Source organism: Pelosinus fermentans DSM 17108 (assembly GCF_000271485.2).
Taxonomy (GTDB): Bacteria; Bacillota; Negativicutes; order DSM-13327; family DSM-13327; genus Pelosinus; species Pelosinus fermentans.
In genome coordinates this window covers 2,822,062-2,843,779 of record NZ_AKVN02000001.1, presented here as the reverse complement: position 1 = coordinate 2,843,779, position 21,718 = coordinate 2,822,062, and the positions used below count along the sequence as shown (strand labels likewise).

Below are 21,718 nucleotides of genomic sequence, written 5' to 3'. Positions count from 1 at the left end.
ACCCCGCCCTTTGGGCACCCCTCTCAAGAGGGGAATTGATGATGGGAGGGAGTTTTCTTAGATGCTAGTCAGTAGTAGTTGGGATTTTTTAAGATGGGAGAGTGAAGGCGTGAATAAAAAACCAGCGGTATTTTTTGATCGCGATGGTGTATTAAATGTGGATCGAGGATATATTTGTAAACCAAGAGAAATGACCTGGATGCCCGGGGCGATTGAGGCAATTCGGATGCTGAACCAAGCGGGGTATTTGGTATTTGTGGTTACCAACCAAAGCGGTATTGCCCGAGGCTTTTTTACAGAAGAAGCAGTATATGATTTTCATGAGTTTATGGCACAAGAGGCAGAAAGGCAGGGAGCGATTATTCACTCTTTTTATGTCTGCCCCCATCATCCAGAAGGGACGATGGAGAAGTACTCCTCCATTTGCAATTGTCGTAAGCCTTTACCGGGGCTCATTGAGCAAGCATGTCTGGAATGGCCGGTTGATCTTAAGGGATCGTTCTTGGTCGGCGACATGCAGCGAGATATTGATGCAGCAAAGGGGGCCGAAATACCCGGATATCTGTTTGTAGAAGGAAACTTACATGATTTTGTTCAGGAGATTTTGAAAGATAAATAGGTGTAAGAAGTGATTGGGGCAGGAACATTGTCCCGCAAAAGGAGACATGCAGAAAAGGGATTTTCGAGCTGTTGTACTTAGAACCCATGGGGGCAGAGCACGAGCCATCGAATGTGGTCAGCTGCTGATTGATGTAGCATTTATCGCTGCTCCCGCTGCTGATGAGTATGGAAACCTCAATGGCGTGCAGGGACCTGCAGCTTGCGGTTCTTTAGGGTATGCTTTTCCCGATGCGGAATATGCAGATCATGTGGTAGCCGTTACAGACTACATCGCAGAGTATCCGTTAGCGCCCATCTCCATACCCCAATGCCTAGTCGATTATGTGGTGAAGGTGGATTGTGCAGGTGATCCCCAAGGCATTGTTTCCGGCACCACGAAAATCACTAAGGACCCTGTAGGTCTTAAGATTGCTGCTATGGCAGCAAAAGTCATTGAGGCTGCGGGATTACTGAAAAACGGCTTCTCTTTCCAGACAGGGGCTGGCGGCGTATCCTTAGCGGTTGCTCATTTCGTCCGACAGAGGATGGAGCAGGAGCACATCGTAGGCAGTTTTGCTTTGGGTGGTATTACGGGTTATATGGTGGATATGCTGGAAAAAGGATTTTTTAAAAAGCTCATTGATGTACAGGGTTTTGATTTAGAAGCCATCCGCTCCATTAAAACGAATCCCAATCATCTGGAAGTAAGCGCAAATTTTTATGCCAGTCCTTTTAATGCGGGATGTGCTGTCAATAAGCTGGATGTGGTAGTGCTGGGAGCTACGGAAATCGCTGTTGATTTTCATGTGAATGTAGTCACGGGTTCCGATGGTGTGATCATGGGTGGGTCTGGCGGTCATGCTGATGCCGCCGCTGGAGCCAAGGTAACGATTGTCGTTGCCAATCTGCTGCGAGGCCGCCTGCCTATTATTGTGGAGCAGGTGCTCACGGCCACTACTCCTGGGGAAACCATTGATGTATTAGTAACGGAACGAGGTGTGGCCGTCAATCCCCAGCGTCCAGAGTTGCTGCAGCAATTATTGGCAGCGGGTTTACCGGTAAAAGAGATTCAAGACTTAAAAGCGATGGCTGAGAAGATCGCTGGAGTGCCGCAAAAACTAACAACAAGCGACCGCATTGTCGCAGTGGTAGAATATCGGGATGGCAGTGTCATTGACGTCGTACGTCAGGTGAATCAATAAGGAATCTTTATATAGGTAAGGCCTAGCAGAAAGGGAACGAATTCTTAAATGAATTCGTTCCCTTTTCTGAATCGATAAGGCACTCGTTATCAGCAGGATTTATCAATTCTGTTTTTTCAACCCTTCAATAAAGATTCGATGCAATCCTAGCAGAATTTGCTTAGTCGAGAATCCTTGATCCCGGATATGAAAATCAATGTTGTGGAGTGCTGCCAGTAATACCTCTACGGTATAGAAAACATCTACCTCTGCAACTTCTCCTCGCTCTACGGCCTCATTCAGCAATTCCCTGCAAGTATTTCGCATGGATTGATAGAGAGGCGATTGCAGGGGGCGATAGCCTGGTGTAGCTCGGCTGACGCTGCATAACCAGGGAACCTTCGCTTCCGTAAAAGTCACAAACTTTATGATTACTTGATAGAGTCGATCCAAAATGGGAATTTGGGCAGATTGATCAAGATACTCTTTGACTTCATCAAATAAAGGCTGGCACTCTTCTAGGACGATATCCATACAAATATCGCCCTTTTCCGTGTAACGACGGTATAAGCTTGCTTGACCAACTTCAGCCATTTTTGCAATCTGATGCATGTTTACGCTCTCAACACCTTGTTCGATAAAGAGCATTCGTGCTGATTCTAAAATTCGCCGCCGAATGATCTCATCTTTAGAGAGCTGGGGAGCGCCAAGTGTTTTATTCATTTTAGCATTCTCCTTGAAATGAAATCGATGTATATTCTTATTGACAATCGGACAGTTTGTCCGATATAATTCACTAAGGACAATTTGTCCGATTGAATTATATCATAATTTCGTTTGTAAAATCAATTTTTTACTGTGGGAAGTTTTTACGAAAGAATTGGGGTAATGAATATGGAACAAAATGAAAATCTAAAAAGCGGACTCACCTCGGCGATTGGTGCATACTTTCTCTGGGGGATATTGCCGATCTATTGGAAATTGGTTTCTAACGTGTCGGCGCAAGAGGTTATAGCCCATCGCATTCTTTGGTCTCTTCTGTTCATGCTGACGGTGGTGATTCTTATGAATCGAAAGAAACAGTTATATGAAGAAATCAATCAGTTGCTTGCTGCTCCTGCTCAATTGTTTGCATTGGGAATGGGAACGATCTTGATTACTCTCAATTGGTCTATTTTTGTGTGGGCAGTCAATGATAACCGAGTAATTGAGACCAGTTTAGGTTATTACATTAGCCCATTGGTTAGTATTCTGCTTGGTATTTTATTTTTTAGAGAAAGGCTGTCTTTGGGGCAGGGAATTGCTGTTATATTAGCAGCCAGCGGTGTTTTTTACATGACAATGCACTTTGGAAGTGTCCCCTGGGTTGCAATCGGTTTAGCACTTTCATTTGGCTTGTACGGCTTATGCAAAAAAAGGGCTGTTCTATCGCCGATTACAAGCATTACGTTGGAGACATTGATCATAGCCCCCTTTGCCTTTTTATATCTGTTATCTTTACATTATTATGGACTTGGAAGTTTTGAAAGTTTGTCCCTTACTTCTTTATTTTTAATCGGAGGCGGCATAGTGACGCCGATCCCATTATTGTTATTTGCGAATAGTGCGAACCGGCTATCATTAACGATGCTTGGCTTTGTTCAATATGTAGCGCCTACCATTTCACTGCTATTAGGAATTTTCTTGTACCATGAGCCATTTACCACCGTTCATGCTGTATCATTTGCCTTAATCTGGACAGCCCTATTGGTGTTTTCGTTAGCTAACACCAAATTGTTTTTAAAAACTGCCAGTTGAATGTCATAATTTGGTCATAGTTTTGTTCTATACTAATGTAGATAGAAAATAGAATACATAGGAAAGAGTATATGAATGTTCCTAAAAGACCAAATTATTTTGACGAGGTGGTTATGTGATAAAAAAAGTTACTATGCTGCTTGCTTTGCTGACGGTTTTTACTGCTCATGTACTGGCAGCTTCCTCACTGGAACGGGAAATAAAAAACGACTTAAAACAGTTTGATGGACGAGTCGGAGTCTTTGCCAAAAATTTAAATACTGGTCGTACTATCGAATTTAACCAGGACGAAATATTTCCAACAGCTTCAACCAGTAAATTGGTAGTTGCCTTAGCTACCTACAAATATTTGTATCCTCAGGCCGGATCAGCCAAGGCCAGCCAGTATGATCAGCAGATAGAGCTGATGATGACGGTGAGTGACAATAACGCATTTCAGGAATTATTAAATGAGATGGATACAAATAACCAGGATGTTCTTACTAAGACAGTCAAGGATCTTAAACTGCGCAAGACCCAAATTCATAATAAAGATGCTTTTCAGAAATACCAATATCATAGTGTAACAACGCCCTACGAAATGGGAAAAGTTTTCGAAAAGATCTATACGGGCAAGTTTCTGAATAAAAGCAAAAATGGGCAGTTGAAGTATGAGCTGGCTAATACGATTTATAATGATGAAATCCCGCGCTACATGCAGACTCCAGTATTTCATAAAGTTGGTGAACTGGATGAAGTACTCTGCGATGTGGGAGTAATTCAGGATGGTAATGATCCAATCCTGATCAGCTTTTTTACAACTACAGCCGATCATACCTACTCCAGCAATTTTATTGCCAGTGAATCAGCGAAGATTTATAATGCCCTGCGGAGAAAATAACAGTTAGTTTACCAGGGCATCGATTTTGTGAGTCACGTGTTCACTGCATAACCAATGTATTTGTTCTGACTAAATTTTCCTTTGCTGTACATAATAGTCATTATAGTGTACTTTTGCATAAGGAGATTTGGTAATGGAATTTTTAGATAATAGCAAGGAGATGTATATATCGATAGCAAGCAGTGTTATTGCAATAATCGGCAGTTATCTTATTCTGCGGCTGGATTGGAAGCGGTATGGTCTTTTATATCTGATTGCCGGATTACTGGGTAATCTGATTTGCTTACTCTTTGTAGAGGTTAAGTTCTATACATTTCCTTATATCTTTCTGCCCATTTTGAAGGTTCCCATATTTTCGATTTTAACAGCCTTTTCCTTTCTTGTATTACTAGGTGTACGGTATAGTCCGATCGAGTGGGTTCACAAGATCTCTTTTTATGGGGTAATTATTAATACAGGAGTATTCTATGAGACTGTATTAATGAATAAAACCAATTTAATAAGCTATGATTATGAATGGGATTTTTGGGACTCTTATACGTCTTGGTGGGCATTTTTTATTCTTATGGAATGGATTGGCGGGAAAATGATACCGGCCCATTTGCGCAAGCCATTGCCTATTCAGGCTTTTCGCTTTGGAAATTGGTTTTGGTTCGTCATTCACATCGTAGCACTATTCACTATTTTTTTAGCAGGTTTATATTTAGGAAAAAACATGCCATACTAAATTTGAAATGGAATGCTCTCCTAACGGTAGTAAGTTTTTTGAACCATTCTACCGTTAGGAGAGCATATCATTGTATTGTGAGTCTATTAACTGCTGTAGATTTCATACTGGCTGCTAATCTTCCAAGTCATTTTGTAAATCAGCGGCGGAAAACGTATCAATTCCTACTGTACATTCCATTTCTGCTGTCGAATTTTTCGTTGCTTCCTTGGAAAGGAAATTATTACTGGATTCAACCTTGCCATTGGTGCTTTTTCCATTCCATTGTTGATATACTTTTTCAATAGGCAAATGATACACCTCCCTTTTATTCAACGATTGACAATAGTTTTCCCGAATTTTAAAATGCTAATCGCGGTAAAAGAGGTTTTTTCATGGGAAATGAGTAAAGAATATGAAGATGAAAAATTACGATACAGGTAAGGAGGAACGAGTATGCCTAATTTGAAAAACCCGATGGCTCCTCAGGAATTACTGGTGGCAGGTGCGGCCTTGAAGGCAGGAGTCTTCGATGCGTTACGGGAGAAACCTGCCAGTCTGGATGAGTTGGTCCAAGGGTTATCCATGGATCGCCGCGCTCTTTGGACGATAATGGAAGCGCTTATTTCCTTGGGATATGTAGTGCAAACTGGTAAAACATTAACCTTAACCCCAGAGGCTAATGACTTATTTTTCAATGAAGATGCGGAGCATTATCTTGGTTATTCACTCATCCATACTTTTAATGTGATTAAGGCATGGACTCATCTTCCTGAAATCCTAAAGACTGGGCAGCCGCCCGACAAAGAACGTGACCAGCAGGATATAAAAGGTTTCATGAGTGCCATGAAGAAAGGTGCCAAACGAATGGCTGAGCCGTTGGTGAGGATTTGTTTAGCGGGGCTGCCGGAAGAAGCGAAAGTTCTTGATTTGGGCGGAGGCCCTTTGAACTATGCCCGGCCATTTGCATTCGCGGGTGCCGATGTTACGGTTCAAGATATACCCGAAGTATGCGCCTTGATGGAGTCAATGCTGCTTCCGGGGGAAAAGATTAATTTTGTGTCAGGTGATTTTACCAAAGAGGTTTTCTCAGGTCATTTTGATTTGGTTTTTCTAGGAAATATCTCTCATATTTATGGAGAGGAAGAAAACCTCCTCTTATTTCAGCGAGTGCATGCTGCCTTGCGCAAAGGGGGGCGTATCGCCATTCTGGATTTTGTTAGAGGCATTAGTCCCATGGCGGAGCTTTTTGCTGTGAATATGCTGGCAAATACAAAAACAGGCGGCACTTGGACTATGAAGCAATACACGATTTGGCTGAATACAGCAGGATTCTGTCAAGTTGAGCTGCACGATATTGACGGCAGGCAAATTATTACCGCTGCTAGTCTTTAATGCTTTTAAGGCGAAAATGACATGTGGACTGTGACGAAACGTTTGTTTCAGCACAGTCCCTTCTTATTATAGCTTAGCTGTTATAAGTGTGTGCTTATGTTAACTCTGGTGAGAGAGTTTGCAGGAGTTTTGTTCTATAATGTTAAATAAAGTAGAATAGGATTACGATAATGAAGACTTTTGGCTGGATTGTGTGGCTGATTTATCGGAGATTATACTAGGAAAATGGGGGAAAGTTAATGTCTAAAAAGTACTCGGGAGTAATTTTTGATTTTAATGGAACGTTGTTTTGGGATACTGATAAGCAAACCAGTGCCTGGATTGCTATGGCTGAAAAATTGAGAGGATACCCAGTCAGCGATCATGAAATGGCTACTTTTGTTTTAGGCAGACCTAACAAAGTTACCATGTCGTATTTAGCTGGTAAGCAGCTTTCGGATGAAGAAGGAGAGGCGCTAAGTCAGGAAAAAGAAGTGATATATCGTGACTTATGCCGTAAAGATGCTGAGAATGTTAAATTGGCACCGGGCGCCATTGATTTACTTGATTATTTGGTTGAAAATCGTATTGCCTGCACGATTGCTACCGGGTCAGAAATTAATAATGTTAATTTCTACTTTGAGGTATTTCATCTAGAGAAGTGGTTTGATTTTGATAAAGTGGTATATGATGATGGTTTGCTTCCAGGAAAACCGTTTCCTGAAATTTATTTAAAATCGGCTCAAAACCTAAGATTGTCTCCAGAGCAATGCATTGTTTTTGAAGATGCAGATGCAGGCATTGAAGCCGCCAGGCGAGCTAATATTGGTCAAATTATAGCTATTGGCCCTCAGGAAGCTCATAGTCGTCTACGGCAGCTGGAGGGTGTGGATATGGTCATTGGTGAATTTACTGACTTTGCTAAAAAAAGTTTTTTAGCAGCACGATAACAATTATTCTTCTATATCAGTACTTGTTAGAGAGAAGAGAGCGAATTCTTACTTGAATTCGCTCTCTTTTTTCTGCTATAGAATTGGCTGAAATTTGTAAGCATATATACTCTATCCATTTAATATGCTAGATATATTGAAGGAGGTGTTGTTTTGGATTATCCGTTCCGTAATTTTATTTTTGAAGGGGGAGGCGTGAAAGGAATCGCGTATATTGGAGCTCTTAGCGTATTGCAGGAGAGAGAAATTCTGCCGAAAATTGAACGAGTCGGTGGTGCATCAGCAGGCGCTATTATGGGCCTTTTGATTGGTTTGAATTTTAGTTTCAAAGAAATTGAAGATATTCTACTAAGCTTAGATTTTACAAGATTCCTAGATGATTCTTTAGGGGTAGCATTTGATACGACGAGATTATTTAAAGAATTCGGCTGGTATAAAGGAGATTATTTTCGAAATTGGATAGGCAATCTGATTCAAATCAAAACTGGGAATCCTGATGCCACTTTTAAAGAGATTTTTGAAGCAGGAAAGGAATTGGAATTCAGAGAGATGTTTTTTATTGGCACAAACCTTTCCACCAAGCGATCGCAAGTTTTCTCCGTGGAACATACTCCTGATCTTTGTGTAGCAGATGCTGTCCGTATATCGATGTCGATCCCATTGCTCTTTGCAGCAAAAAGAGGTGAGTACAATGATATATATGTAGATGGTGGAGTTCTTGATAATTATCCTATTAAATTATTCGATCGAGAAAAATATGTCTATGAGCATTCTAACGAACCGGAATATTATAAGCAATTTAATGAACAATTAAAAGAATATGATGAAGCTGCAGGTCTGTATGTATTTAATAAAGAGACTCTTGGATTTCGTTTGGACTCTGGCCGTGAAATTGCTATGTTTCGCGAGCTGGTTGATCCTGCCAGAAAAGAAATAAAAGATTTGATTGAGTTTACAAAGAGTCTTGTTGATATTTATATGGAGAGTCAACAAAATCAGCACCTGCACAGCGATGATTGGCATAGAACGATTTATATCAATACACTGCATGTGAAAACGACTGAGTTCCATTTAAGTGATGAAAAGAAAAAGGCTCTCATTCAATCTGGACGCGAATGTGCAGAACGTTATTTTGAATGGTATGATGATCCAGCGAATACGGTACATAACCGTCCGATATAAATAAACCAGGCAATGCAAAATGGCTTGACTAAAAAAATACCCTAACAATTGAGAGGATGCCTATTAGGGTATACCTTCTCATTGTCGGGTGATAAAGAGATATAATTTTAACATAAAATAAGCCAATATCTGTAGATGATCAGCGCAATGATATAGTTGCCCAATCATCTGATATTGTAAAAGTTTCAAGCTGAGGAAATGTAAATAGGCTTATGATTTCACGTGAGAGGTAATGATAAAATCGATTATGCGTTTCATTTCAGGCGGAAGGTTCTTAATTTTTTCATCATAAGAGTGCGAGACTGTGACATTGGTTTCATAATTTCCTACTAACCAATCTACTGAAACGTTGCAAACTTGTGCAATCTTTTTAATCAACTCAGTGTTAGGTTCGCCGGACCCGCGTAACCAGCCTTTTAGTTGATTTTTGGTTGCTCCTAATAGATTTGCGAAGTCCTCTTGAGTCGTTTGGTAGTCGCGGTCTTTTGCTTCTTCCCATAATTGATTAATTTGGTCTTTGAAATTAGGCATCGTTTTTCAACTCCTTTTATACTGTATATTCTATGGAAAAGTGTTAAAAATAACTCAAAAGTTTATTAAAGGCATTGACGGTGCCAAAATTAACTTATATAATAACTATGATAGTAAGCGTTAGAAAGATTTTCTAATTATGGAATTTTCATGAGGATAAAGTTATTCTTTAAAATCACTCCTTTTTGTATCATTATTGCATCCTGCAAATCGGTTAAATGTTTACAATTGAGTTAAATATGAATTATGGATTATAAATTATTCAAGGAATTTTGTAAAGTTCCAATATAAGGGGATAATGGGGGAAATCGTTATGTATGATAATACAGAACCTAAGATATATATTGTAGGTTATCTTGCTCATAATGTTACCGATAAATTTGGTCGATTGTTATTAGTAGAAGGTGCGCCTATGACTGATAATATGATCCAGAAACTTAAAAATAGAAGAATTTCGTTTCGCCTATCTGAAGAAAATGCGGGTAAAACTGTGGACACATTGCAGCATTTACCTGTTAATGATAGTAATAGTCCGTTTAAGGTTCCTGAGAAGATCGATAAAAAATTTGAAAACTTCAATTTAGAAAGTGTAATGAATGCATCTAAGTACTTGAATATTCTGTTAAAGGAGATGCGAAATGACTCTTTTTTAGGAAACAATCTTAAAGCATTATCCCAAGGACAGAGTGCGACATATTCCCATTCTATAAATGTTGCCATTCTATCGGTTGCGATTGCAGAAAAAATGCAGCTTCCCCAAGCGTCATTACAGGAGGTTTCTATAGGCGCATTACTTCATGATATAGGAAAAATGTTATTACCACCAGATGTTTTAAGAGAGGTTTCAAGAATGGATGATGGGCAGGAGATGCTTTATCAGCAGCACCCCCGCATTGGAGCTGATTTATTGGCAGCGGATAAATTACCTTTGGGTATTTATTTAACGGTTCAGCAACATCATGAAAAATATTCAGGTGGTGGGTATCCTTATGGAATCAAAGAGGATACAATCAATATTAATGCATGTATTGTCAGCGTAGCAAATGTATTTGATCGAGTAACAAGTGGTATTTATCAAAGGAATTCTCTTACTCCGACGGAGGCAATTGACCGAATACGAAGCGGCAAAGGACTTGATTATCATCCATTGGTTGTCGATCTATTTGTAAGTCTTTTTAAAAAAGTACCACAGGTTGTTTGTTAATCTCTATTAGGACATGCAGTCTACCTTCACCTCATCATATAGAAGATGTGTAACCCCTTTAATTATTTTTTTAAAATAAATAATTAATAATAAAGAGCGAGGGTTATAATAAGTAAAAAAATGGGGTGTATATATGTCTAACATCAGCCATATCCGTTTAACCTCTGCAGAAATTGCAATTATGTGGACTCAGTATCAAAGTGACAGTTTAGCAAAGTGTGTATTGAAATATTTTTTAGCAAAGGTTGAGGATGAAAAAATTCGTCCATTGTTGGAGTTTGCTTTATCTTTATCGCAAAATCATGTCGCATGGATCCGCAGCACGTACCAAAATGAACAGTTTGCTAGTCCTGTAGGATTTACGAATGAAGATGTAGATACCAATGCGGAAAGACTGTTTGCTGACATTTTTACATTGCATTATCTCAATAATATGTCCCGAGTGGGACTGGCTGCTTATGGATTGGCATTAAGCACAGCTTCTCGTCAGGACATCAGAGAATTTTACACGCAGACATTGCATGAGTCGATCGAGCTTAACGAAAGAGTTGTTAAACTGATGTTAGAAAAGGGGATTTATGCTAGATCTCCATATATTCCAGCCAGTAAGCATGTGGAATTTGCAAAGCAGCAAGCTTTTTTAGGGAATGTATTTAAAGTAAGCCGCCCTTTGACAGCTGTAGAGATTATGCATGTCTTTATGAACATTCAAACTAATATTATGGGAAAAGCAGTGATAACAGGTTTTTGGCAAATAGCCTCTTCGCCTGATATTCGGTCTCATTTTTTAAGAGGTAAAGAAATTGCGCAAAAACATATCGAATTATTTACAAAAAGACTAGGTGCGGATGATTTGGCTGGAGGATCATCGATGGAACCTTTAATTACGACAGTAACGCAGTCGCCCTTTTCAGAAAAATTAATGTTATTTCATGTTTCAGCCTTAATACAGATGGGCATAGGTAATTATGGCTTAGCGATTTCGACAAGCCAATGTTATGATTTGGCAATTGACTATGCTAGATTAATGGCAGAAGTAGCTCTTTTCGCAGAGGATGGAGCAAACCTGATGATTAAATATGGATGGTTTGAGGAACCGCCGCAAGCGGTTGATCGTCAAATGCTGGTCGAAAATAAAAATATGGAGATTTTCAACTGATTTTTGTCACCCACCTCTCGTTGTAGAAATATAATACGACACAGCGGTAAGAGATTGAATGGGAGGTTGAAAATCGTGTCTGACACAGATTTGCGTGCGTATACTCCGGCGGGGAAACATAAGTTGCCCCCATTGCCCTACCCATATGATGCCTTAGAGCCAATTATTAGCTCCACAACACTTCGGTATCATCATGATCATCATCACAAGTCCTATGTAGATGGTCTTAATAGGGCTGAATTAGCTTTAGTAGATGCAAGAAAAAAAGAAAATTTTACATTTATAAAATATTGGGAAAATGAGCTGGCATTTAACGGTTCTGGACATATCTTGCATAGTGTTTACTGGACGATTATGGCACCGCCAGGGTTTGAAAGTGAGCCAGGACGATGTACGGTCAAAGAAATTGTTAAATACTTTGGCAGCTTTGATGCTTTTCTCGATCAGTTTGTCAATGCAGCTATTAAAGTAGAAGCATCCGGTTGGGGAATACTCGTGTGGAATCCGGCATGGAGCCACTTGGAGATGCTTACTGCAGAAAAGCATCAGAATCTTACTCAATGGGGATCAATTCCTATTTTGGTAATTGATGTGTGGGAGCATGCGTATTATCTTGATTATCAATATAACCGCGAGGAATACGTGAAAGAATGGTTGAAATTAATTAATTGGTATGAGGTTGAGAATCGTCTTAGATTGGCAATGGAAGGGGAACTCCCTTTAGTGATAGGAGATTGTGATTCGGAGTAATATGCATAAGACGATATTGAAAAGGCTGTCTTAATCAGGCAGCCTTTTCAATATCTAGGGGAAAAAGATGTTGCTCTTATGAGAGTTCTCCTCTGAGGCGAGCTAACTCAGCTTGATCTTCGCAATAATACCACCTGATGGAGTTTCCGACAACACATTGCATAGCGTCCATCTTTCCGGCTAAAGCAAGTTCTCTCATCTTTTTTATGTTAAAGCCATTAGCAGAGAAGTAATTGGTAGGAATAAAGCCTCGGTTCACTAGTTTTTTACGATACTGTTCGAAATCTCTAGAGTCCATTTTTATTTTCCATATTGCCATATACATTACTCCAATCTTTTTCTAATTTTACATTTTTAACCTATTTATTGCAATAATTATATCATAATGTGCTTTTTCCTCAATTGCCTCTATCGAAAGATAGAGAAATGTAAAAAATAAGTAATTTTTATGTCGAAAAATAAACAAATCCCCTCATTTTCTTGATAAATTTAACAAGGAAAGGGGGGATAAAGATGAGAATTGGTGAAATAGTTGAAAAAATTGAACGAACACGCCGGCAATTAAATGAGATGGGAGGAAAACAATGCCTGGTAGACGCAGAAGTCATTCGAATAAGCCAGCAATTAGATGATTTGATTATTATCTACCAGAGACTATTAAGCCAAAGAGAAAAGTAAAATCAAAAAAAATAAGTGGAGAAAGCCTTTTTAGGCTTTCTCCACTTATTTTTTTTTGATCACATAGAGTATTCTGTCATGGTAACGTTCTGTTGATGAACTCTATGTCAGGATAAAGAGTAGGAACGGTTTGTTTTGTTTTTGTATCGCTGGATTCAACAGAAGGCTCGCTGCTTTGTTCTTTTTCCTGCTCAGTTGTTGAGGGGTTTTTAGGTTCTTCCATCATGCTGTACCTCCTTAAGTGTCATTTGGATTATTTTTAGTAACCTATTTATAATTGTTCATTTATAGCGTTTCATTATATTCCGTATTATAACCATTTTTTTTAGAAATACAAAAGAATAGTGAAACGGTTCTGGAAATGGTGCCGTGGATACTACGGTGTGATAAGTGCTATAATAGGGACTAAGAATATGATTAGTGTAAAAGCTAGTGCAGAGGAGTTCAAATATAGTTCTGCTGAATTAGGCGGTGTACGGTTGATTATATGACTATTGACATTATAAAAATCAGGACGTATACTCTTAGTAAGATTTTAATAGATACTTAAAAAGCTATGATCAGGAAGAGTATTCATGATGTTGAATGTACAGAGAGTAGGGAGTGCTGAGAACCTGCCAGGATAATCAGAAGAAAATCACCTGAGAGCTGATGACTGAACCTTCTTAGTAAGTCAATTCGTAATCCTGCGTTAAAGGATAGGGTATGGCAGTACCTGAATGGATTGTTAAAAGGTGGTATAACGAAGATGAAACTTCGTCCTGAACAGGGCGGAGTTTTTTTATAGTATATTGACAAAAGGAGTTTTTACTATGTATAAAAAGGTTGATCCTAAAAATGATTTTGTAGCAATGGAAAAATCCATTCTTACTCTTTGGAATGAAAAAGATGTTATCCGAAAAAATTTCCAAATGAATGAGGGCAATGAATATTTCACCTTTTATGATGGACCGCCAACGGCTAATGGTGCTCCTCACATTGGTCATGTCGTAACCCGGGTCATTAAGGATTTGATTCCTCGTTACAAGGTCATGAAAGGGTATAAGGTTCTACGTAAGGCAGGGTGGGATACCCATGGTCTTCCCGTGGAATTGGAGGTTGAGAAAACCTTGGGTATATCCGGCAAGCCAGAAATTGAAAAATATGGTGTGGAAAACTTTATAAAGAAGTGTAAGGATAGCGTATTCACGTATGCCAGTCAGTGGAAGGATATGTCTGAGCGGGTAGCATACTGGATTGATATGGATAATCCTTACGTTACGTATCAAAATGAGTATATTGAATCGGTATGGTGGTCTTTGAAACAGCTTTGGGATAAAGAATTGTTATACAAAGGACATAAGATTGTCCCTTATTGTCCAAGATGCGGCACTTCTTTGTCTTCTCATGAAGTTGCCCAAGGCTACAAAGATGTGAAAGACAGTTCTGCTTATGTTAAATTCAGACTGAAGAACGGAAATGCTTCTATTCTGGTGTGGACGACAACTCCTTGGACATTGCCAAGTAACGTAGCTCTTGCTGTTAACCGGAAATATGACTATGTAGAAATTATCAATCAAGAAGAGCATTTGATTCTTGCCAAGGATTTGCTTAGCAGGATTGAAGGTGAGTATGAGATCGTTAGGGAGTTTAAAGGTGAAGAGCTTCTTGATCAGAAATACGAGCCTATGTTCTCGTTTGTTACTCCAGAGAAAAAAGCTTATTATGTTATTCATGGAGATTTTGTAACACTCAGCGATGGTACAGGGGTGGTTCATATTGCACCTGCTTACGGTGAAGATGATAACCGGGCAGGGCAGAAATATGATCTTCCCTTGGTTAATTTGGTGGATGTTCAGGGAAATTTTGTAGAAGAAGTTACTCCATGGCAGGGAATGTTTGTTAAAAAAGCCGATGAAAAAATTATTGAGACCATGAAGGAGAGAGGTATTCTCTACAAAGCAGAAAAGTATCTTCATTCCTACCCATTTTGCTGGCGCTGTGATACACCGCTGTTATATTATCCACGGGATTCATGGTTTGTAAGGATGTCTTCTCAAAGAGATAAACTTCTAGAGAATAATGATACGATTCATTGGTATCCTGACAATGTGAAAAAAGGCCGCTTTGGTAATTTTCTGGAGAATGTTATCGATTGGGGGCTAAGCCGGGAACGCTACTGGGGTACTCCTTTACCCATCTGGGAATGCGATTGCGGGCATCGGGATTGTATTGGCAGTATTGCCGAATTAAAGGAAAAAGCAATCCAGGTATCTGACGATATTGAGCTTCACAAGCCCTATATCGATCATGTGCTGCTGCAATGCAGCGTTTGTGGTAAAGAAATGAAAAGAGTGAGTGAGGTAATTGATTGCTGGTATGATTCCGGTTCTATGCCTTTTGCGCAGCATCATTATCCTTTTGAAAATAAAGAATTGTTTGAGCAAAACTTCCCTGCACAATTTATATCAGAGGCTGTGGACCAGACGAGAGGTTGGTTTTATACCCTGATTGCCATATCTACGGCCATATTTGATAAGAGTTCCTTTGAAAATTGTATTGTTCTTGGGCATGTACTGGATAAGAACGGCATTAAGATGTCAAAGCATAAAGGGAATGTTCTAAGTCCGTTTACAGTCTTAGAAAATCAAGGTGCTGATGCATTGCGATGGTATTTTTATACTGCCAGTGCTCCTTGGCTTCCTTCACGGTTTTATGAAGATGCAGTAATTGAAGTGCAGCGCAAATTTTTGAATACTTTGTGGAATGTATATTCTTTCTACGTGCTATATGCACAGATTGACCAGTTTGACCCTGCCAAGTACCAAGAAAAAACAAGCAGTCATGTCATGGATAAGTGGATTATATCCAAGTTAAATACCATGATCCATAAAGTGGACGAAAATTTGGAAGCCTATGATATAACGAAAGCCGCAGAGCTTATCCAAGAGTTTACCGATGAACTGTCAAACTGGTATGTAAGAAGAAATCGAGCTCGTTACTGGGCGATGGATATGATTGATGATAAGATCCATGCCTATCTAACGCTACACACCGTGCTCAAAAATCTGGTAATTGTTGCAGCACCTTTTGTCCCTTTTATAACAGAAGAAATTTATCAAAACCTTGTAGTACAGCTTGATGAAAAGGCGCCAGAGAGTGTTCATTTGTGCAGGTGGCCTGAATACGATGAAAAGCTTGTTGATAAGCAGCTGGAAAAAGAGATGGAATTGACTTACAAGATTTGCGGTCTTGGGCGGAGCGCGAGAAATCTGGCGAATATAAAAAATAGGCAGCCTCTTTCCAAAATGCTGCTGAGCACCAAGGAATTGCCTGACTATTACATTGCTATCATTAAGGAAGAATTGAATCTTAAAGACGTAGAAGTCAATGCTAATATGTCCGACTATGTAAGTTATAATGTAAAACCAAATTCACCTGTACTAGGCAAAACCCACGGTAGATTTATACCTGGGATCAGAAAAGCAATTTCAGATATGGATCAAATGGAGCTAGCATTGAAAATCGCAAGTGGCCAGTCTATTGTAATCGAAATTGATGGTACGCCTATTGAATTGAATGCTGAAAATTTATTGGTTACCATGAGTGGTTTGGAAGGCTTTGCCTTCGCAGGGGAAGGTGACGTTGGTGTTGTTCTCGACACCCATATCTCTGAAACGTTACGAATTGAAGGATATGCCAGAGAAATAATTAGTAAGCTCCAGAATATGAGAAAGGACAGTTCGTTTGAAGTCATGGATAAAATTAAGATCTATATGACGGGAAATGCTCTTCTGGAAGACGTTGTAAAGCAGTATAAAGACTACATTATAAGTGAAACCCTGGCTGTGGAAATTATATTTGATGAAGCAAGGGAGTATACGGATGTAAATATTAATGGCGAATCGCTGAAGCTGGCTCTTGTGAAGCAGTAAGATGACAAAAACTACTCATGTTAAAAAAATGTGAGTAGTTTTTTGTTTCGATGGAATCACCACAGAGGTGATTATTTATCTGAACACGGTTGTAATTGCAATCACCGTATTCAGTTTTGTTAAGGCAAGAGGTGTAATTTTCAGGGTTCGATTTAATTGGCCCGAACCGCCATAGACGCAAGGATAGGAAAACAGCTGTTTATCTAAAATGTGGGGGAGTGGTATGCCGATCAGCGGAAGATTCCCTGCATCGAAACCTGTTTGTTCTTTAACTTCTTCCCGGTTTGCCATCCTAGTTTTTTTACAGCCTAAAAGAAAAGAGAGTTCTTCTAATTTAATACGTCTGGAACTACCTGAAATAATAAGGGCAAAAAAATTATTATCCGTTTTAATAATTAGGGTAGGTGCAGTTTGACCAGTGTCAATTTTAAAGTAATCAGCACCTTCCTGAGCAGTAAGCAGAGGTTGATTGTGATAAATGAATTCATGAGCAAAGTGACTGGCTTCTAATATGTTTTTGACAATATCCATAAAGCACCTCCTATGTTTTTCTATTATTATATTGATTATGACTCATAAGAATCACAAGAAGTTGAAAAATTTATCATACTATTTCATTTTAGTATGAATATATTGCTCGCCACCATAAGAGTTATTTTGATTATGAAATTTTTCATATAAAGTTCATAACTTAAATGGGTGAGGGAGATACTGATAATGTGATATGTTCTTTACGAATTAGGAGGTCTGAATTTGGAAAAAAGAGAAAATGGATTATCAGCTTGGCAATTAGCCATGATGGCACTTGGAACTGTGATTGGGGGATCATTTTTCTTAGGATCTGCAGTAGCAATTCGTACAGCGGGACCAGGAATTATTATCTCTTATCTATTGGGAGGTGCCATTGTTTATGTTATACTGTTTGCTTTATCTGAAATGACAGTAGCTGATCCGGCACCTGGCTCTTTTCGAACTTTTGCGCAAAAAGCATTTGGTCCTGGAGCAGGGTTTGTTGTTGGCTGGGTATATTGGAGCGGTTTGGTCTTAGCTATGTCCAGCGAAGCTACTGCTGTATCGATCATCTTGCGTAGATGGCTTCCTAATATTTCTCTGCCGTTATTAGGGGCTGTCATCATTATCGGGGTATCACTGCTCAACTTATTAGGAGCCAATCAGCTTAGTAAGCTGGAGAGTGGGTTAGCAGCAGTCAAACTATTTGCTATCATTGGTTTTATTACATTGGGAGTGGCTTTGATTGGCGGCTTTATGCCAGGAATTGAACCTATAGGGTTGGGAGCAATAGCAAATGAACCGTTGTTTCCGACGGGTATATGGGGCATTGCTGGAAGTATGCTCATTGTGATGTTTACATATGCTGGTTTCGAGATTATTGGCTTGGCGGCATCAGAAACGACTGATCCCGTTAGGGTTGTGCCGCGAGCCATCACATATACGGTCTTCGGATTAGTGGGATTGTATGTCGTTGCCATTCTTGTATTACTCCCCTTAGTGCCAACGAATGTTTTGACGGCTGAGGAAAGCCCTATGGCTTTAGCTTTACTCAGATGGAACTTGGGCTGGGCAGGAAATGCAATTGGAATTGTATTGGTGACAGCCATACTTTCTACTATGTTAGCTGCTATGTTTGGGCTAGGTCGGATGATTCGTTCATTAGCCGATGAAGGCCATGCTCCCTCATGGATCAAGGATGAGGGCAATGTACCATATCGTGGAATCCTCTTCTCTGGGGTTGCGATGCTTGCAGGGCTTGGGCTTGGCTTTATGCTGCCTCAGCAAGTATATCTTTTTTTAGTCAGTTCCGGTGGTTTCGCATTGCTCTTTTCCTATGCAGTAATTGTTGCCACTCATCATAAATTGCGAAGAGGCAATGATTGCCCACCTGAAGGAAAATGTCAGCTCCCAGGATATCCGATTACTTCTTGGCTGGCATTCATCAGCATTCTTCTGGTTATCTCTAGTATGCCCTTAGTTCCTGGACAAGGGGCTGGCCTGTTAGCAGGAGTACTATTAGTTGTTTTATTCTCTGGAATTTATGCAGGTCAAAGTATGTACCAGAAAAGGTTAGCAGAAAAAAGACCTTTCGTTAATCGTTTGCAGTTTGAAGCGGCAAGAGAGCTGGGGATTGAACAGGAAGAGCTGCAAAAAGCAAAAGAGGGAAAGGATAAAAATGATATTTCATAGTTTACGTGCAGTCGATGGTTGCTGCCTTGTCAAAAAAAGGAGGAATTTTTAGATAATATGTTGAAGGTTTTATATTCTGATAAATATATGAATAGTACTATTATATGTTTTACTTTCATCATGATATGAATGATCTTAGAGAATATATGATCAGGAGGAAAATATGCTTACAACAAGTTTTAAACGAATTCATTTAGTTGTGATGGACTCTGTTGGTATTGGAGAAGCGCCTGATGCAGCAGATTTTGGTGATGTTAATGTAGATACTTTAGGGCATATTGCTAAAGCATGCGAAGGTCTTGATATGCCAAATATGGGTAAACTCGGTCTTTCTAATATTAGGAACATTCAAGGCATTGAACCTGTAGATCATTCACTTGCTTATTATACAAAAATGCAGGAATTATCAAAAGGAAAGGATACCATGGCGGGACATTGGGAACTCATGGGACTTTATACCGCCAAACCCTTTCGTGTATTTCCCAATGGCTTCCCTGATGAATTGATTCGCCAAATTGAAGAAAAAACAGGACGGAAAGTCATTGCCAATAAGCCTGCAAGCGGAACTCAAATCATTCAGGAGCTAGGTGAGGAGCATGTGAAAACAGGGGCGCTTATTGTTTATACGTCTGCTGATTCCGTGCTGCAAATTGCCGCACATGAAGATATTATTCCAGTGAAGGAATTGTATGAGATTTGTGCATTTTGCAGAGAAATTACTCTAGAAGAACCTTATAAGTTAGGGCGTATCATTGCTCGTCCATTTGTGGGAGAGCCAGGTAATTTTACTCGTACTGCTAATCGTCATGATTATGCATTAAAGCCTTTTGGCCGGACTGTGATGAATGAGTTGAAGGATGCAGACTTTGATGTGATTGCCCTGGGAAAGATATCTGACATTTATAATGGTGAGGGAGTTACAGAATCGATTCATACCGTATCTAATATGGATGGTATGGATAAGTGGATTGAGATTTTGGGCAAAGAGTTTACTGGAATTAGTTTTTTAAATTTAGTGGATTTTGATGCTTCTTTCGGACATCGCCGTGATCCTAAAGGATATGGCAAAGCATTAGAAGAGTATGACGCTCGTTTACCAGAAGTTTTTGCGAAGATGACAAATGCAGATTTGTTGATTATTACCGCCGATCATGGGAATGATCCGACCTATCATGGCACTGATCACACGCGGGAGTACGTGCCCTTGCTTGCGTATTCTCCTCGTTTTGCTAAGGGCAAGGAACTGCCTCTACGAACATCTTTTGCAGATGTTGGTGCAACCATTGCAGAGAATTTTCAGGTGAAAATGCCGGAATACGGTACTAGTTTTTTACAAGATTTAAAATAATAATAGATCAATTACAAACCATCAAGTAGCTTTTGCAGCAAAGGTTAAAATAAACTATTGACATTTTTTTACGGTAAGATTATATTAAGTATAATAATTTAAATGCATATTGATTTTCTAGTGGAACTGACCAAAAGAAGTTTCGCCTCTTTTTGTTACTATAGGAATCATGATGGTAATTATAAAAACTGTATCGGTCAACTTGCTAAAAGAGCAAATAAATAGGAGGAAGTCATATGGTGGCTGGATCAGAAAGATCCTTTTGTTTTGGCAAAGGAAAGCAAACCAGGCAATAAGGAGGAACATTCATATGTCTAATCTTGAAGTTTCACATAAAACGAATTCGATTCAACAAATTCGCTATGTTTGCGCTATAGCAGCCATGCATAGTGCTTCTGCTATTCCAGGAGTGATTCCGATTGCTCATTGTGGTCCTGGATGTGCAGACAAACAGTTTATGAATCTTGCTTTCTATAATGGTTTTCAGGGGGCGGATATGGAGGCGGTGCAGTCGTACCCAGCACAAATTCTAGAGAATTAGATGTGGTGTTTTGAGGGGGAAATCGGTTGCGTGAACTCATCAAAGCCTCGATCAAAATTCTCGATGCAGATTTATTTGTTGTACTAACTGGTTGTATTTCTGATTTAGTTGGCGATGATGTGGGTTCTATCGTTCGAGAATTTCAGGATCAAGGTATTTCGATTGTTTATGCGGAAACAGGGGGATTTAAAGGAAACAATTTTACGGGGCATGAGCTGGTGACGAGAGCCATCATTGATCAATATGTAGGGGATTATGATGGTCCAAAGAAGCAAGGTTCTGTAAACGTTTGGTCCCTGCTTCCTTACCACAATACATTTTGGCGTGGTGACCTCACTGAGATTAAGCGGATATTAGAGGGGATTGGTCTTAACGTCAATATACTTTTTGGACAGGAATCCAAGGGCGTGACAGAATGGAAGGACATTCCCAAAGCCCAATTCAATCTAGTACTCTCACCTTGGCTAGGTCTTCAGACAGCGAAACATTTAGAGGAAAAATATTTGGTACAACGTGGGAACGAGATTTAGCAAAAGAATTAAAGGGAGCGATTATAGAAGTTGGATTTCCTGCATCCTATGAAGTAGTGCTTTCAAGATCTTATGTGGGATATCGAGGTGCTCTTACCTTGTTAGAGAAAATTTATACTACCACAGTAGGAGCCAGTGCTTAATACAAATCAAGAGAAGAATAACTGCATGTAATCGGCTTGCAGCACCCT

General features: G+C 39.5%; 23 protein-coding genes, 1 pseudogene and 1 other annotated feature. Of the genes and pseudogenes, 18 read left to right on the top strand and 6 right to left on the bottom strand.

The window, feature by feature from the left end:
- The first annotated feature begins 61 nt into the window (after window positions 1-61).
- Both FR7_RS13155 and citF read left to right on the top strand, forming a co-directional pair.
- The gene (locus FR7_RS13155; RefSeq protein WP_007935063.1) at window positions 62-619 is read left to right on the top strand and encodes a D-glycero-alpha-D-manno-heptose-1,7-bisphosphate 7-phosphatase; all 558 of its coding nucleotides are present in this window, start codon (window positions 62-64) and stop codon (window positions 617-619) included.
- 64 nt (window positions 620-683) lie between these two features.
- Window positions 684-1,802 (top strand): annotated as a pseudogene (gene citF, locus FR7_RS13150) (citrate lyase subunit alpha); the annotation flags it as partial.
- Between the two features lie 102 nt (window positions 1,803-1,904).
- On the opposite strand, the gene FR7_RS13145 reads toward citF, so the two are convergent.
- Window positions 1,905-2,504 carry a TetR/AcrR family transcriptional regulator gene (locus FR7_RS13145; RefSeq protein WP_007935059.1) on the bottom strand — a complete coding sequence of 200 codons (600 nt, stop codon included), beginning with the start codon at window positions 2,502-2,504 and terminating at the stop codon, window positions 1,905-1,907.
- 171 nt (window positions 2,505-2,675) lie between these two features.
- On the opposite strand from FR7_RS13145, the gene rarD reads away from it, so the two are divergent.
- The 3 genes from rarD (at window position 2,676) to FR7_RS13130 (ending at window position 5,185) form a co-directional block, all read left to right on the top strand.
- Window positions 2,676-3,578 (top strand): EamA family transporter RarD, encoded by a 903-nt coding sequence (gene rarD, locus FR7_RS13140; RefSeq protein WP_017531268.1) that lies wholly within the window; start codon window positions 2,676-2,678, stop codon window positions 3,576-3,578.
- Window positions 3,579-3,693: 115 nt separating this feature from the next.
- Window positions 3,694-4,458 (top strand): serine hydrolase, encoded by a 765-nt coding sequence (locus FR7_RS13135; protein ID WP_007935056.1) that lies wholly within the window; start codon window positions 3,694-3,696, stop codon window positions 4,456-4,458.
- Window positions 4,459-4,591: 133 nt separating this feature from the next.
- The gene (locus FR7_RS13130) at window positions 4,592-5,185 is read left to right on the top strand and encodes a CBO0543 family protein (protein WP_007935054.1); all 594 of its coding nucleotides are present in this window, start codon (window positions 4,592-4,594) and stop codon (window positions 5,183-5,185) included.
- 114 nt (window positions 5,186-5,299) lie between these two features.
- Here FR7_RS13130 and FR7_RS23885 read toward each other — a convergent pair whose 3' ends face one another.
- Window positions 5,300-5,485, bottom strand: coding sequence for a hypothetical protein (locus FR7_RS23885; RefSeq protein WP_237714861.1), 186 nt, complete (start codon window positions 5,483-5,485; stop codon window positions 5,300-5,302).
- Window positions 5,486-5,620: 135 nt separating this feature from the next.
- Here FR7_RS23885 and FR7_RS13125 point away from each other — a divergent pair, with 135 nt between their 5' ends.
- The 3 genes from FR7_RS13125 to FR7_RS13115 all read left to right on the top strand — a co-directional run bounded on the left by FR7_RS13125 (window position 5,621) and on the right by FR7_RS13115 (window position 8,670).
- Complete coding sequence (locus FR7_RS13125; protein ID WP_007935051.1) at window positions 5,621-6,559, top strand: methyltransferase; 939 nt, start codon at window positions 5,621-5,623, stop codon at window positions 6,557-6,559.
- A 239-nt stretch (window positions 6,560-6,798) separates the two neighbouring features.
- Window positions 6,799-7,488 carry an HAD family hydrolase gene (locus FR7_RS13120; protein WP_007935049.1) on the top strand — a complete coding sequence of 230 codons (690 nt, stop codon included), beginning with the start codon at window positions 6,799-6,801 and terminating at the stop codon, window positions 7,486-7,488.
- A gap of 153 nt (window positions 7,489-7,641) precedes the next feature.
- A complete protein-coding gene (locus FR7_RS13115) occupies window positions 7,642-8,670 on the top strand; it encodes a patatin-like phospholipase family protein (RefSeq protein WP_007935048.1) in 1,029 nt (342 codons plus the stop codon).
- 210 nt (window positions 8,671-8,880) lie between these two features.
- On the opposite strand, the gene FR7_RS13110 is transcribed toward FR7_RS13115, so the two are convergent.
- Window positions 8,881-9,201 carry a helix-turn-helix domain-containing protein gene (locus FR7_RS13110; protein WP_007935046.1) on the bottom strand — a complete coding sequence of 107 codons (321 nt, stop codon included), beginning with the start codon at window positions 9,199-9,201 and terminating at the stop codon, window positions 8,881-8,883.
- A gap of 313 nt (window positions 9,202-9,514) precedes the next feature.
- Between FR7_RS13110 and FR7_RS13105 the strand changes: the two genes are divergently transcribed.
- The 3 genes from FR7_RS13105 to FR7_RS13095 all read left to right on the top strand — a co-directional run bounded on the left by FR7_RS13105 (window position 9,515) and on the right by FR7_RS13095 (window position 12,314).
- Window positions 9,515-10,405, top strand: a complete 891-nt coding sequence (locus FR7_RS13105) for an HD-GYP domain-containing protein (protein ID WP_007935044.1) — start codon at window positions 9,515-9,517, stop codon at window positions 10,403-10,405.
- A 133-nt stretch (window positions 10,406-10,538) separates the two neighbouring features.
- On the top strand, window positions 10,539-11,564 hold the full coding sequence (locus FR7_RS13100; RefSeq protein WP_007935042.1) for a DUF3231 family protein: 1,026 nt from the start codon (window positions 10,539-10,541) through the stop codon (window positions 11,562-11,564).
- Between the two features lie 75 nt (window positions 11,565-11,639).
- Window positions 11,640-12,314: a superoxide dismutase gene (locus FR7_RS13095; protein WP_007935040.1), complete on the top strand. Its 675-nt coding sequence runs from the start codon at window positions 11,640-11,642 to the stop codon at window positions 12,312-12,314.
- 76 nt (window positions 12,315-12,390) lie between these two features.
- On the opposite strand, the gene FR7_RS13090 is transcribed toward FR7_RS13095, so the two are convergent.
- Entirely contained in the window at window positions 12,391-12,633 is a 243-nt protein-coding gene (locus tag FR7_RS13090) for a hypothetical protein (protein ID WP_007935038.1), read from the bottom strand.
- Window positions 12,634-12,827: 194 nt separating this feature from the next.
- Here FR7_RS13090 and FR7_RS13085 point away from each other — a divergent pair, with 194 nt between their 5' ends.
- Window positions 12,828-12,992: an aspartyl-phosphate phosphatase Spo0E family protein gene (locus FR7_RS13085; protein WP_007935037.1), complete on the top strand. Its 165-nt coding sequence runs from the start codon at window positions 12,828-12,830 to the stop codon at window positions 12,990-12,992.
- Window positions 12,993-13,068: 76 nt separating this feature from the next.
- Here FR7_RS13085 and FR7_RS23880 read toward each other — a convergent pair whose 3' ends face one another.
- Window positions 13,069-13,218, bottom strand: coding sequence for a hypothetical protein (locus tag FR7_RS23880; protein WP_007935035.1), 150 nt, complete (start codon window positions 13,216-13,218; stop codon window positions 13,069-13,071).
- Between the two features lie 321 nt (window positions 13,219-13,539).
- Window positions 13,540-13,759, top strand: a binding site (T-box leader).
- 45 nt (window positions 13,760-13,804) lie between these two features.
- Between FR7_RS23880 and ileS the strand changes: the two genes are divergently transcribed.
- Window positions 13,805-16,906, top strand: a complete 3,102-nt coding sequence (gene ileS, locus FR7_RS13080) for an isoleucine--tRNA ligase (protein ID WP_007935033.1) — start codon at window positions 13,805-13,807, stop codon at window positions 16,904-16,906.
- 75 nt (window positions 16,907-16,981) lie between these two features.
- Here the strand turns inward: ileS and FR7_RS13075 are convergent, their stop codons facing one another.
- Window positions 16,982-17,437 (bottom strand): aminoacyl-tRNA deacylase, encoded by a 456-nt coding sequence (locus FR7_RS13075; protein ID WP_007935031.1) that lies wholly within the window; start codon window positions 17,435-17,437, stop codon window positions 16,982-16,984.
- Window positions 17,438-17,659: 222 nt separating this feature from the next.
- Between FR7_RS13075 and FR7_RS13070 the strand changes: the two genes are divergently transcribed.
- From FR7_RS13070 to FR7_RS24045, 5 genes are all read left to right on the top strand, one after another.
- Entirely contained in the window at window positions 17,660-19,108 is a 1,449-nt protein-coding gene (locus FR7_RS13070) for an amino acid permease (RefSeq protein WP_007935029.1), read from the top strand.
- Window positions 19,109-19,271: 163 nt separating this feature from the next.
- Window positions 19,272-20,456, top strand: a complete 1,185-nt coding sequence (gene deoB, locus FR7_RS13065) for a phosphopentomutase (protein WP_007935027.1) — start codon at window positions 19,272-19,274, stop codon at window positions 20,454-20,456.
- 310 nt (window positions 20,457-20,766) lie between these two features.
- The gene (locus FR7_RS24055) at window positions 20,767-20,997 is read left to right on the top strand and encodes a hypothetical protein (RefSeq protein ID WP_007935025.1); all 231 of its coding nucleotides are present in this window, start codon (window positions 20,767-20,769) and stop codon (window positions 20,995-20,997) included.
- Window positions 20,998-21,023: 26 nt separating this feature from the next.
- Window positions 21,024-21,527 (top strand): nitrogenase component 1, encoded by a 504-nt coding sequence (locus FR7_RS24050; RefSeq protein WP_007935022.1) that lies wholly within the window; start codon window positions 21,024-21,026, stop codon window positions 21,525-21,527.
- Window positions 21,413-21,670, top strand: coding sequence for a nitrogenase component 1 (locus tag FR7_RS24045; protein WP_237714857.1), 258 nt, complete (start codon window positions 21,413-21,415; stop codon window positions 21,668-21,670). Before FR7_RS24050 ends, FR7_RS24045 begins: the two co-directional genes overlap by 115 nt.
- Window positions 21,671-21,718 lie beyond the last annotated feature (48 nt).